Raw genomic sequence first — 12,346 nt, 5'->3', positions numbered from 1 at the left:
AAAGTGCAGGAAATTCCTGCGCTTTTTTTAAAAGTTCATTTTTGACTGTCCACCGTCTACGTTTAACGTCGCACCTACTATCCATGAAGCTCTGGAAGATGCTAAAAAAACAACAGCGTTCGCCACTTCTTCCGGCTCCCCAAAGCGTCCCGCTGGTATTTCATTTTCAACAAACTGCTTAATCTTGTCCGGATTTTCCTCCATTCTCTTTTTCCAATTACCCGTCTCATGCAAAATGCTTCCCGGCGCAACTCCATTTACACGAATTCCTTTAGAAATCATTTCATCTGCAAAAGACTTCGTGAAGCTGATAAGTGCTGCTTTTGCATTATTGTACGTGACTTTTCCTCCACTTTCCCTTCCGAAAATAGACGTAACGTTAATGATTGCCGCATCTTTTGTCATATGCGCCGCTGCTAGTTTACTCAAATGTACGGCTGAAAAGTAGTTTAGCTCCATCGCTTCCTGAAAAAGAGATAAATCTGTTTCCATTGCCGTGCTTCCATTACTTCCTCCAGCGTTATTAATTAAAATATCAATGCTTCCGAAGTCGTTAATGAATTTCTCAATTAATGCAATTCTATCCGCTTCGTTTGTTAAGTCTGCTGTATATGTACGTACGTTTCCTAATTCTGATTGTGCATGCTGTAATGCTTCCTCTCCTCTTGCAGCGATTCCAACGTTTGCTCCTTCTTGAATAAACAAAGCAGCAATAGCTTTCCCAATTCCTTTTGATCCACCGGTAATGAGTACATTCTTACTTTGCAACTGTAAATCCACACATATCCCTCCACGTTAAATGATAACTACTATACTTTCTATCATAGCCCACTGCGTCTCAAAATTAAAATCATATACTAGTTTACCTTTTTCCTCCTTTCAAAGTGCTTTGGTTTATGGATACGTTCTTTGAATTTATTGACAGAACTCTTAGCAAAAACAAGCCGTGGCGTGATATAATGCTTTTTGGTGTAAATGTTTTCAAATTGGGGGTTTTTTAATGCAACAAACGTTTTCAACGTCTCAAAAAGTTAAACAATTCATTTTTATTTTATTTCCGATATTGGTCACCCAATTTGGAATGTTTTCAATGACTTTTTTTGATACGATGATGTCAGGAAGAGTTAGTGCGGATGACTTGGCAGGGGTAGCAATTGGTTCAAGCTTATGGGTGCCTGTTTTTACAGGACTAAGCGGGATTTTAATGTCTATTACGCCAATTGTTGCACAGCTTGTCGGAGCTAATCAAAAGAAAAAAGTTCCGTTCTCCGTCATTCAAGGACTTTACGTCTCCATTTTAATGGCCGCCGTTATTATTTTAATCGGCTTTTTTGTTGTTAGTCCTATTTTAAAAGGGATGAATTTAGAAGCAAACGTGATGCGCATTGCCAAACAGTATTTAATTGCTTTATCTTTTGGTATTATTCCGCTTTTTATTTATACGGTTTTACGGAACTTTATTGATGCTTTAGGGCAAACTCGTACGTCTATGCTTATCACCATTTTAGCACTTCCGATTAATGTAGCTTTAAACTATGTATTAATCTTCGGTAAGCTGGGCTTCCCTCACTTGGGTGGAGTAGGCTCTGGTTATGCAACGGCCGTTACATATTGGTGCATACTCATTGTATCCATTGTGATTATTCATAAAAAAGAACCTTTTTCTAGCTTCGATTTATTCAAAAGATTTCACCGTATATCTTTTTCTGCTTGGAAAGAAATATTAAAAATTGGTTTACCTATCGGTTTTTCCGTATTTTTTGAAACAAGTATTTTTTCAGCTGTCACGCTGTTTATGAGCTCGTATAATACCATTACAATCGCTTCTCACCAAGCAGCTATTAATTTTGCCTCATTTCTCTATATGATTCCGCTGAGTATTTCTATGGCTTTAACGATTGTTGTGGGATTTGAAGCGGGTGCTAAACGTCATCAAGATGCACGAAGCTATAGCAGGATCGGTGTAACTATCGCTGTTGGCATGGCTTTTGTTTGCGCAGGTCTTTTATTTACTCTTCGAGAATCTGTAGCTTCTTTGTATACAAAAGATGCAGATGTACTTGCATTAACTTCTCATTTTTTGATTTATGCAATTTTCTTTCAGCTTTCTGATGCTCTTCAAGCTCCTATTCAAGGCGCTTTGCGAGGATATAAGGATGTAAATGTTACCTTTTTAATGTCCTTGGTATCTTATTGGGTAATTGGTCTACCTTTAGGCATTATTTTAGCAAAATACACCGATTTGCAGGCGTTTGGCTATTGGATTGGACTAATTGCGGGGCTCGCTGCAGGAGCAACAGGACTTGCGTATCGTTTAATAAAAATACAAAAAAAGCAGTTGCTAGAGGAGAATAAATCTTCTCGAACGGCTTAATCAAAAAAAGAACGTTCTCAAAAGAACGTTCTTTTTTGATGTAAAGCTGGATTGATATTCTTCCTTATACTAAGGCTTAAAGCTTCTTATTTATTTAAGGTACGCTCTAACTCTTGTAAAAGCTGTTCCGCACCTTTTTTACTTAACACAACATTTCCATTCCCAAATGTTAAGTTTTCACGCGTAATTTCCCCAGTTACTAAGCAAGCACCATACGGGCTATACTTTTGTAAAATAATAATATCTTCATCAACATATATTTCTACTGGATCACCTGTGTTGATATTTAAGATACGGCGCAATTCAATAGGAATTACTACGCGACCCAATTCATCTACTTTTCGTACAATTCCTGTAGACTTCATAAAATCCATTCCTTTCATAGTAAACAAATAATATCTTCTCGATACAAATCTAGTCAAATTCGTCAGAGTTGCTAAAACCAAAATGCTTCAATGATGGTCTGATAACGGTTTATAAGTTCTTAAAATATGGCAAATAACGCATTAAATAGATTTATATACACTTTGTATCATATCAATTCGCACACTATTTATGAATAGTGCATAATCTTTAAAATCGAATCTATCCATATATGTTAAAAGTGTGTATTTTATCCATAATATAACTATATATCCATCTTTTACACTACTTTGTACCCATTTTATAACTTTTCTTCCGACATAAGACGACAAAATCAGCTATAGAAAAAACGTGCCTTTTCTAACTAAAGACACGTTCATTTGGACCCGAAGTTGTCACGGATAGCTTTTTGAATCATTGCTTCACACCGCTCCAGCTCTACTTTTAATTGTTTTTTATATAATTTAGCTTTCTCTTCTCCCTCATTTGTAAATGTATAATAAACCACTTCCTGAAGCTTCATTCCTTCTTTTTTACGCTTGACCTGTTTGAGGACACCGTCTTCAATCAAGTCATGAAGAGCTTTGTATACTTCAGAATGATTAGGTTTGAATCCAAAAGGTCGAAATTCATCTCTCAACACATCTAATAATCGAAGGCCATACAGACGCTCTTGTTCCGTCATCGTAATCATATATAATTTTAAGAAAGCACGTTGTTTTAATAGAAAACCACTGGATGTACGCTTTTCTCTCATCTCAACTTCCTCCTTCACATACTTGCTTTCATTCAGAATAATAGAAAGCTCTATACGTAATTATACTTTTTTTATTCTACATAATCCTTCTTTTTCACTCAAAATCTCTTTTTTTTCTCACATTTTTTCACTTATTTACGCGTTTTTCTCATTCTTTGTAAGCAGGCATTGAATTTTCTTTTTTTCATATATATAGAAGGAATTTACGTGAATATAAGGAGGGATTCCTTTGAGTAAAAAATATGAAGAAATTGATTGGGGTTCAATTCAGCATAAGGTAGAAGATATGCTTGGAAATCACTTTTGGAGCGATTTAAATCACATCTTGCCAAAGCGATTTCCAAACGTCGATTTATATGAAACCGATAAAGAAGGCATTATCGTCGTTGAAGTTCCTGGACTACAATCAACTAACGACATTCAAATCAAGCTGGACGCAAATATATTAACAGTTGAAGGGAACGTTCCTTATACTTATGAAGCATCTAAACAAAAGTTAAAGCTGAACGAACGCCATACAGGCGTATTTTCTCGCACGGTCAAACTTCCTTTTCACTACACAGACGAACCAGTTCGCGCTAAGTACAAAAATGGATTATTGGAAATTCGACTGAATAAGATAGAAAATGATCAAACGATTGCCATACAATTTGAAGATGATTAACTGCACGTAACAAAAACCCTTCTGTTAGCAGAAGGGTTTTTGTTAGAGCGCTGATCTTAACACCGTGTTTCCTTTTGGCGTCTTATTATTCGCATTCGGTTCTAAAGTAATCGCCATGACATCCCACTTTTCAGCCTGTTCTTTTTGGCTCATCGTATAGACCACTGTCCCGTTTCCATTTTTATCTGTTACAAAAGCACCTGCCGGATGGGGCTTATCACCTTTTATGAGCCACACCTGATAGACTTCATTCTCCTTTACGTTTTTCAAGTTGTTCGCTTGAATGACCACATTTAAATTTCCACCTTTTTTCGTAAGAGATGCTGTTGCTTCGCCAGAAACGTTCGGCTCTGCCTGCAGCTTCATTGTTTTTTCAGATGTAAGAGGTTCATTTTGAGGAGCAACCGAAACATTTGGTTCTTGTTTGCCTTTGTCTTCATCTTTCAACAGAAAGTAGCTGTTTCCTGCTACAGATAAAAGAAGTGCCGCAGCTAATCCAATAATGATAGATTTTGTATTTGATTTCTTAGACGTAGCATGTTATTTTTCATTTTTTAAAGCTATTGGTTCTACCTTTGTCTCCTCTTGATCTTCTTCGAATACATTCGCAAGTATTCGCTGTTTCATTTCTGGCGGAAGAGATTGTTCTGGTGTCAAATACGTTAGATCTCCAAGAACTTCCTCCAGTTCTCTTAGTTCTTCTTGACAGCTTTGACAGTTTTTCAAGTGCATTTCAAACTCTTTTTTCTCATGGGAAGTCAACTGATCATTATAGTAATCAATGAGTCCTTATTATATAATCGAATTATCTTTGAATTTGGATCACTTTCACATCTTTTAAACGTACCTTTATTTTTCAAAACTGACAAGTAATTATACTTTTTTTATGGAATAGGAGCGAAATCGTCCAATGAAACATCTGATTCTTTTTGATGGCATATGTAATTTATGTAATAACAGTGTTCAATTTATTATTAAACATGATGAACAAGCTTTGTTTTCTTTCGCTTCTCTTCAATCAGATTTCGGAAAGCAGCAGCTAGCCTCTCACGGCTTACTTCCTGAGCAATTAGACAGCATTGTATATATCCACGGAAAACAAAGATATGTAAAATCAACGGCTGCTTTAAAAATCGCCAAGCGCTTAGATGGACCTATTAAATTTTTATATGCACTCATTATCATTCCTGCGCCTATTCGAGATATAGTATACGACTGGATCGCTCGCAACCGATATAAGTGGTTTGGCAAACAACAGCACTGCATGCTCCCAACTTCTGATACGAAAAAGCGTTTTGTCGATGACTAAAAAAGCTTTGCACATAGAGAAAAAAACCAGTTCCGAAGAGGAATACTTTTATATTAAGAAAGTCTATTCATTAAAAAATCCGAACTGATTCAACATTCTAATGAAAGAATGCTGAATTATAGTTCGAATTTTTCTTTAGCTAACATATTGCTGTACCAGCTTTTTTAGCTTCCACCCATTGCTTTTTTATTCGTTGCTTCAATTGCCTGCTTAATTATTAAGGAAAAGTCTTGTTCTTTCATCACTTTTAACCCTTCGGCAGTAGCGCCGCCCGGAGTCGTTACTTGCTCTCTTAAAGACGCAGGGTCTTTGGTTTCATGCAACATTTGCACAGAGCCATACATCATTTGAATAACTAAATCTTTGGCTGTTTTTTTGTCCACACCGTAAGCAGTAGTTGCATCAATTAACGATTCTGCAAAATAATACAAAAACGCCGGTGCACTGCCAGTTACAGCCGTTAGCTCATGTACTTCTTTCTCTGAACACTCATGCGCTTCACCAATTCTTTTTAAAATCATTTGAAGCACTTCTTTATGCTCTTTTGTGGCAGAAGTTCCAAGTGTATACAGAGACATCGATTGTCCAATCATAGCAGCTGTATTTGGCATAATCCAAGCGGCAGGCGTATCCTGCGGAAGATGATTTTCTAAGTAACTCGGACCAATTCCTGCTGCTAACGTCACAACAAATTGTTGATCTAAATGAGTCGAAAGTTCTTTGAGAACGGAAGGGTGGGCCTCGGGAGGCATCGCTAAAATAATAACATCCGAATTGTCAACTTCTTGGCGCCAATTTTGCGTCGTTTGTACACCATATGTTTTTTCAACTCGCTGTAATCGCTCAATATCTCCGTTATTTGACATCACCACTGCCTCGATACTGTCAGCACTGCTCGTAACCAAACCAGCCGCTACAGCTTCAGCCATTCGTCCTGCTCCAATAAATAAAATTCGCTGTTTTTTCATCTGTTACTCCCAGTTATATGTCCAGAATTCTTCTCTTGTTAATAAACGTTCCATTTGCGGATAGTCAGATAAGCGGTCAAAGTCGATTGCGTTCATCATTCCTTCTGTTTGAGAACGATGCGCTTTTAACGCTTCAATTTTTTTATCTTTCATCGCTGTCACATCAAAAATAACATCTGGTTCTCCAATATGTTCAATGCGATCTTTTGAAAACGCATGACACCAAACAACCGGACGCTTTTCTTTTGGCATACGTTTTACCGCTTGAATCGTAGCTGCTCCCGTAGCATTATGATCAGGGTGTACCGCAAAGCCAGGGTAATGCGTTAAAATGTGAGTCGGTTTTACATCGTTAATAATTTCTTCAATTTTATCTGCAAAGACATCGATATCAAGAAATTCTAACGTTTTATCACGAAGCCCTAGCATACGCAAGTCTTGAATATCCAAAACGTTCGCTAAATCTAAAAGTTCTTTTTTTCGAATTTGAGGTAGAGTTTCACGGTTAGCAAACAGCGGTCTACCCATATTGCGTCCCATTTCACCTAGCGTAACACACGCATATGTAACGGGCGTTCCTTTTTGTCTAGCTTGCGTGATCATTCCTGCTGCTCCATATGCTTCATCGTCAGGATGCGGAAATACAATTAATAATCTTTCTTCCATGTTCTATTCTCCTCTCTTTTCTGTTATGAAAACGGCTGTTCACTTAATTGAAGGGCAACTGCTAAACGACCTTCAAAGTCATGCCCAGCTAGAAGAAGTCGGCCTTCTTCATCGATTTCCCAATCTGTTAATCCCTCTGCATAAATCCATCCTAAATCAATTTGAAGACCTACACGATAAGGACCTTCTCCAGTTATCTTTCCGCTTGAAATAGTGACTTTACCATTGCGAATAAAAGCCCCAACTGTCATTACTTTTTCATTTACGTGTGAAGCATATGCACCGTTTGTCGTTTCAAGGTGTACATATACGTTTTTATTTAAAAATGTTTGTATTTTTTTTTGGACTGTTTCTTTATGAATTGGTTGCACGCTTGTTACTCCTTTCTCATGTTCATAAATTGTATTGTACTAAAAATCATGAGCGAATCCTAATGTTTAGTTCTAGACTTTGAATTTCTTTATTCCATTGTTCAGAATCATACATAAATGTTAATTCTCCCCAAGTTAACATACTGATTTCTTGAATGTCTATAATAATCTCAGCGAGTTCACGACTAAGCATACCTAGTTCTTTTCCTTCTGCCAGCTTTTTCTTGTAACGATTAAAAGCTGGATCTAATTGTTCAATTTGTGCATAAATTTCATGGATAGAGCCATATTGTTGAATAAGAGGCAGTGCGGCTTTTTCTCCTACACCTGGAACGCCCGGAATATTATCAGATTTGTCACCGAGCAATGCTTTTACGTCCACCCATTGACGAGGATGAATATTATATTCTTCTTGAAAGTGCTTAAAGCCATAGACAAGATCGCCAACCTGCTTTTTAGCAATAATTTGCGAAATATGTTGATCTAGGAGCTGAAGCAAGTCTCGGTCGTTGCTATAGATGTACCCTGGACTTTGCTTTTCCTTACTCCACTTGCTTGCAAGTGCTCCAATTAAATCATCTGCTTCATAAGAAGACAATGACATTTGATAAATGCCTACTGTGTCAAAAAATTGCTTTAAGGTTTCGTACTGCTGAATCAGCGGCTGAGGCAGCTCTGCTCTTGTTTGCTTATATAGTGCATATGTATCTTTACGTTTTGTATCCTCGCGCTTAACATCCCAAGCGACGAAAATATGACTTGGCTCATATTGGTGAATCAATGCATGCATTTTTTGAATCGTTACTCTCAGGGCATTCGTAAATTGGCCCTTACTGTTTCTTGTCAACGCTGCTTCATCTCTGCCATAAGAAGTAGCAAAATAACAGCGGCTTAATAAATTAAATCCATCAATTACTAATAGTGTTTCGTTCACATAGTCACGTCCTTTGAAAACTTTGCTCCTTTAGCTTTTAGAGCAAACATACTATAGCACTTGTTCTTTGCACGCGTCAATGAAGTGCACAGAGCTCAAACCCCCCCATTTTTTTCTCTCAATGTAAATGTGGTATAAAGATGTTAAATTGTTGTTATGATTTATTCGTTTGACTTTTAGAACTTTTGACTATCCTATAAAATGAGGATGAAAGATCAATCCTACAAATGAAGGTGAAAAAAGTGAATAAAAACACGATGATTAAAACATTAAAAGTTATATCTGTTTTGTCGCTGCTCGCTTTGTTATTTATCATTGCTTATGATCGTTCCATGTCTACATTCATGATTATTTTGTTCAGTTCGCTCATTTTCTTTGTATTTGTACTTAGCGACTTTTTTTTTGATCGCAAGCCGTGGGGATTAAAAGGCCTTCAATTATATATATCACTGATGTTATTCATCATTGCCATTTTTGAAATGCATCAAGTTGTAAGTTCACTTTGCGTTATTTCCATTATGGCCTTGCCAAAAGTTATTGACGAATTAGCTTAAGTGTGAATGATAAATGATAAAATCCATGATCATTGTGATCATGGATTTTATTACGTTTTGAGTAATTTTTCAGAGATGCGAAGAGCTTCTTCTATGCCAAATTTACGCACTAAACTGATGGCTTCCTTTATTTCTCGCTTTTTCAAATCATGAGTTGGATTTAAATTTAACAACACTTGAATAACAACTAAATCCCGCATCGTAAACATCATATTCTTTTTCATGTCTCGCTGAAATGTATACTGCTCTTTTAAGAGCCTGTCACTTATTGCTAACACTTTCGACTCCGGAAGATGTAGCTGCGCTCCTGCTTCTTGACAAGACCACAATTTTTTCACTCGATCTTCAGCATTCATATTTGCGACTCGTGCATATGTAATATCGCTGTTTTCTTGGCGAATCTCTATATCTTTTAACGTTGGCTTTAGCACCGTTTTTCGCTTGGAGACTTTTTTCTTATCAACTCCTGTATCCCTGAGGACTCTGCCGTGAACGGTGTAAATGTCGTATTCATTTTCTCTTTTTACATCCTGTTTATTATATTTTGGAAAATAACCATTTACAAGCATCGTTCTCAGCATATCTAATTCTTTTTTTAATCCATGAACTTCAATATATCCAACAGTATGAATTTCTTTGTGGAATTTTTTTGTGTTGCTAACGCCTTTTCCTGCAACGTGAGCTCTTACTCTTTCTGATAGAGAGCCCGTCGTTGTTCCGATATACAAAAGCCTTCCGGGTTCATCAAAGAAAAAATAAATGCCAGGAGCTGCAGGCAATTGTCCCATTTCTGCTGTACTTAGCAGCTTTTGCAGTACCTGCATGACTGCTAAATCAATTTTTGTTGTCATTATTTTTGATAACCTTTTAACATTTCTTCATACACTTTTAGATGCGTATACACAGTTTGAAGAAGCGGTACGTGTATAGCCGATTTTTCAGCTAACTTCAGCAAATATCCTTGAAGGTGGTCTCCTTCAATTTGAGAACTTTTTTCCATATCACGCTGCATCGATGACTTCATGTCATACGTCATTTTGTCCATCGTATTCATATGCTGTTCAATAATCCCTTCAGCTAATGGTGCATCGTATGCCATCATAATATTTTCAACTTCTTTAAAAAGCTCCTGTACAAATTGACGCCCGCCTTTTGCTGCTAACACTGGGCCAACAGGTGCGCGCATAAGAGTGGTCATGCCTGACATAACCGTAATAAATAAATACTTATGCCACATATCCTGTTCAATATATGAACTTTTTACAAACGAAGCTTTTGTACCACTGAACGCTTGCTCAATCAGTTGTAATTTTTCTGTTTCCTTCTGCTTAAATTCACCAAATACAAGTCTGTGAGTAGGACTCGTCTGGACGACATCACCATCTTTGTTTAAAGTTGTTTCAATAAAGCACAGTCCCCCAATGACTTTTTCTTCCCCAAAAGCTTCTTGCAAAGGAACGACGTGAGCCATACCGTTTAACAAAGGTACTATAACTGTCTGAGTCCCTACAAAAGGGCGCACATCCTCAATTGCTTGTTTAAGATGATAAGCCTTAGTTGTGAACAAAATAACATCATAAGGCTCTTTCACCTCAGATTTTGTAATAGCTTGTACAGGTGAAGTGAAGTCACCGTGTACGCTCTTGATAACAAGTCCATTTTGTTCCAGCTCTTTTTTTCTGCGTTCTCTGACAAGAAAAGTAACATCTTCTCCTTTTTCCACAAGCCTGCCTCCAAAATAACCTCCAACGCCGCCTGCCCCCAAAACTAATATTCGCATAACTTTTGCTCCCCTTTTCTTTTTCTTTTATTGTAGCACAGCTAGTTTGAAATTTTATAATATTCTTATTTCATTGTATTTTGAGTTTTTTACAAAAGATAGCCATAGCGCTTTTAAAGTTGTTATAATGAATAAAAAAAGCATGAGAACTTACGCTCAGACATTTGTCCCCTCTTGGATATACTATTTACCAATCCATAATCGGAAAAGTTTCGATTTAAACAATGTTATTTACATAGGAGAGACTGAAATGAAAACAGAAATCTACATTTTATCTGGATTTTTAGGCAGTGGGAAAACAACTTTACTTAAACAGCTGCTTCAGCAAGAAAAAGATCGTAATCGCAATATTGCTGTTGTGATGAATGAGCTTGGCCAAGTTTCGATTGACTCAAATGAAGTAGAAGAAGACACGCCGTTAAAAGAATTGCTAAACGGCTGCGTGTGCTGTACTATTCAAGGTCAATTTGAAACTCAGCTTCATTCACTTCTACAGGAGAACACATTGGATGCTATCTATATAGAAACAACCGGAGTTGCACATCCGATTGAAGTGTTGGATGCCTGTATGTCTCCTCTTTTTGCGCATCAAGTCACAATTAAAAGTATTGTCACCACACTCGATGCAACAAGGTGGAAAGAACGTGGTTCCTTAAGCATTCAACTTCAAAAACTTCTTCAAGAACAAGTAAAGCATGCAGATGTAATTTTATTAAACAAAACGGACATGCTGTCTGAGTCGGAAAAGTCTTCCCTGCTTTTTGAGATTCAATCAATTAACGCTAGTGCAATGACATTATTAACGACATTTTCCCGTGTGAAGCTTGATGTGATTCAAAAAGCTCAGCTGTCTCAAAAACAGCAGCATCATAAGGCTCATGTTGAAGATCATCTTCATTTGAAAACATTTGTATATGAGTTTACAAAAAAAGTGGATCTTGAATTATTTGAAAATTGGCTGCGTCAAATGCCAGATACCATTTATCGCATTAAAGGCTATATGCGCTTTACTCATTCGAATGATACGTATTCGTTTCAATATTCATACGGCATGCCTCTATATATGAAAGAAATGATGAAGCTACCCACCACTCTTGTCTTTATAGGGGAAAACCTCGATCACGTCAAGATGAAACTAGAATTATTCAATCTTGAACAGCAATCCAATTAAAAATCCCGCTCTAGGCGGGATTTTTTATTACTTATAAACAGGCATTTTGTACTCTGCGCAAAATTTCATACGCACGATTTCCGGCTAATTCTGTCAATTCTTCAAATTTCTCATCTCTTTTCAAATCGAGTTCAATAATTTCTTTTGCCAGCTCAATAATCTCTTCTTTTTTCAATTGTTGCACCGCCATGTAAAACGCCCTTCCCTTTTAGAATTTATGTATATTCTCACATTTATTTTCTATTCATCATTTTGAAAGCAAGTGATTAACCACAAGGCTTTATCCTGTATGGTTAACCACTTGGGATCGAGTTAATCACTAGTTTATAGGACTCTTTTCCCTATTTCATTATTTATGTCACTTTTTCTCACATAGTAATTCAAAAATATAACATATATATGTTAGAATGTATTACATGTTATAAATTTTTGTAT

17 protein-coding genes are annotated in these 12,346 nt (G+C 36.8%); 5 read left to right on the top strand and 12 right to left on the bottom strand.

Features of this window, described 5'->3' with window-relative positions:
• Positions 1–27: 27 nt before the first annotated feature.
• Positions 28–780 (bottom strand): SDR family NAD(P)-dependent oxidoreductase, encoded by a 753-nt coding sequence (locus tag M3225_RS19510; RefSeq protein ID WP_251396382.1) that lies wholly within the window; start codon positions 778–780, stop codon positions 28–30.
• 220 nt (positions 781–1,000) lie between these two features.
• Between M3225_RS19510 and M3225_RS19505 the strand changes: the two genes are divergently transcribed.
• The gene (locus tag M3225_RS19505) at positions 1,001–2,374 is read left to right on the top strand and encodes an MATE family efflux transporter (RefSeq protein ID WP_251396380.1); all 1,374 of its coding nucleotides are present in this window, start codon (positions 1,001–1,003) and stop codon (positions 2,372–2,374) included.
• Between the two features lie 86 nt (positions 2,375–2,460).
• Here the strand turns inward: M3225_RS19505 and M3225_RS19500 are convergent, their stop codons facing one another.
• Both M3225_RS19500 and M3225_RS19495 read right to left on the bottom strand, forming a co-directional pair.
• Entirely contained in the window at positions 2,461–2,739 is a 279-nt protein-coding gene (locus tag M3225_RS19500) for an AbrB/MazE/SpoVT family DNA-binding domain-containing protein (protein ID WP_025752053.1), read from the bottom strand.
• A gap of 374 nt (positions 2,740–3,113) precedes the next feature.
• Positions 3,114–3,494 (bottom strand): helix-turn-helix transcriptional regulator, encoded by a 381-nt coding sequence (locus M3225_RS19495; RefSeq protein WP_013056721.1) that lies wholly within the window; start codon positions 3,492–3,494, stop codon positions 3,114–3,116.
• A 229-nt stretch (positions 3,495–3,723) separates the two neighbouring features.
• On the opposite strand from M3225_RS19495, the gene M3225_RS19490 reads away from it, so the two are divergent.
• Positions 3,724–4,158 (top strand): Hsp20/alpha crystallin family protein, encoded by a 435-nt coding sequence (locus M3225_RS19490; protein WP_251396378.1) that lies wholly within the window; start codon positions 3,724–3,726, stop codon positions 4,156–4,158.
• 42 nt (positions 4,159–4,200) lie between these two features.
• On the opposite strand, the gene M3225_RS19485 is transcribed toward M3225_RS19490, so the two are convergent.
• Together M3225_RS19485 and M3225_RS19480 are read right to left on the bottom strand one after the other, a co-directional pair.
• Positions 4,201–4,659 (bottom strand): anti-sigma factor, encoded by a 459-nt coding sequence (locus tag M3225_RS19485; RefSeq protein ID WP_308215761.1) that lies wholly within the window; start codon positions 4,657–4,659, stop codon positions 4,201–4,203.
• A gap of 39 nt (positions 4,660–4,698) precedes the next feature.
• Positions 4,699–4,884: a hypothetical protein gene (locus M3225_RS19480; RefSeq protein ID WP_251396374.1), complete on the bottom strand. Its 186-nt coding sequence runs from the start codon at positions 4,882–4,884 to the stop codon at positions 4,699–4,701.
• Between the two features lie 184 nt (positions 4,885–5,068).
• On the opposite strand from M3225_RS19480, the gene M3225_RS19475 reads away from it, so the two are divergent.
• Positions 5,069–5,467, top strand: coding sequence for a thiol-disulfide oxidoreductase DCC family protein (locus M3225_RS19475; RefSeq protein WP_251396372.1), 399 nt, complete (start codon positions 5,069–5,071; stop codon positions 5,465–5,467).
• A gap of 164 nt (positions 5,468–5,631) precedes the next feature.
• Here M3225_RS19475 and proC read toward each other — a convergent pair whose 3' ends face one another.
• The 4 genes from proC to M3225_RS19455 are packed head-to-tail and all read right to left on the bottom strand — an operon-like array spanning position 5,632 to position 8,406.
• Entirely contained in the window at positions 5,632–6,435 is an 804-nt protein-coding gene (gene proC / locus M3225_RS19470; RefSeq protein WP_251396370.1) for a pyrroline-5-carboxylate reductase, read from the bottom strand.
• 3 nt (positions 6,436–6,438) lie between these two features.
• Positions 6,439–7,101: a bacillithiol biosynthesis deacetylase BshB2 gene (gene bshB2 / locus M3225_RS19465; RefSeq protein WP_013056715.1), complete on the bottom strand. Its 663-nt coding sequence runs from the start codon at positions 7,099–7,101 to the stop codon at positions 6,439–6,441.
• Positions 7,102–7,124: 23 nt separating this feature from the next.
• Positions 7,125–7,472, bottom strand: a complete 348-nt coding sequence (locus M3225_RS19460) for a YojF family protein (RefSeq protein ID WP_251396369.1) — start codon at positions 7,470–7,472, stop codon at positions 7,125–7,127.
• Between the two features lie 46 nt (positions 7,473–7,518).
• Positions 7,519–8,406, bottom strand: coding sequence for a 5'-3' exonuclease (locus tag M3225_RS19455; protein ID WP_251396367.1), 888 nt, complete (start codon positions 8,404–8,406; stop codon positions 7,519–7,521).
• Between the two features lie 242 nt (positions 8,407–8,648).
• Between M3225_RS19455 and M3225_RS19450 the strand changes: the two genes are divergently transcribed.
• Positions 8,649–8,960 (top strand): hypothetical protein, encoded by a 312-nt coding sequence (locus tag M3225_RS19450; protein ID WP_251396365.1) that lies wholly within the window; start codon positions 8,649–8,651, stop codon positions 8,958–8,960.
• Between the two features lie 50 nt (positions 8,961–9,010).
• Here the strand turns inward: M3225_RS19450 and M3225_RS19445 are convergent, their stop codons facing one another.
• Positions 9,011–9,811, bottom strand: a complete 801-nt coding sequence (locus M3225_RS19445; protein ID WP_251396364.1) for a GIY-YIG nuclease family protein — start codon at positions 9,809–9,811, stop codon at positions 9,011–9,013.
• Entirely contained in the window at positions 9,811–10,740 is a 930-nt protein-coding gene (panE, locus tag M3225_RS19440) for a 2-dehydropantoate 2-reductase (protein WP_251396363.1), read from the bottom strand. Before panE ends, M3225_RS19445 begins: the two co-directional genes overlap by 1 nt.
• 250 nt (positions 10,741–10,990) lie before the next feature.
• On the opposite strand from panE, the gene M3225_RS19435 reads away from it, so the two are divergent.
• Positions 10,991–11,911, top strand: a complete 921-nt coding sequence (locus tag M3225_RS19435) for a CobW family GTP-binding protein (RefSeq protein WP_251396362.1) — start codon at positions 10,991–10,993, stop codon at positions 11,909–11,911.
• A gap of 31 nt (positions 11,912–11,942) precedes the next feature.
• On the opposite strand, the gene M3225_RS19430 is transcribed toward M3225_RS19435, so the two are convergent.
• Complete coding sequence (locus tag M3225_RS19430; RefSeq protein ID WP_013056708.1) at positions 11,943–12,101, bottom strand: hypothetical protein; 159 nt, start codon at positions 12,099–12,101, stop codon at positions 11,943–11,945.
• Positions 12,102–12,346 lie beyond the last annotated feature (245 nt).

Source organism: Priestia aryabhattai (assembly GCF_023715685.1).
Lineage (GTDB): Bacteria > Bacillota > Bacilli > Bacillales > Bacillaceae_H > Priestia > Priestia aryabhattai_B.
Note: the sequence above shows the minus strand (reverse complement) of the source record. Positions and strands in the feature narration are given on the sequence as shown.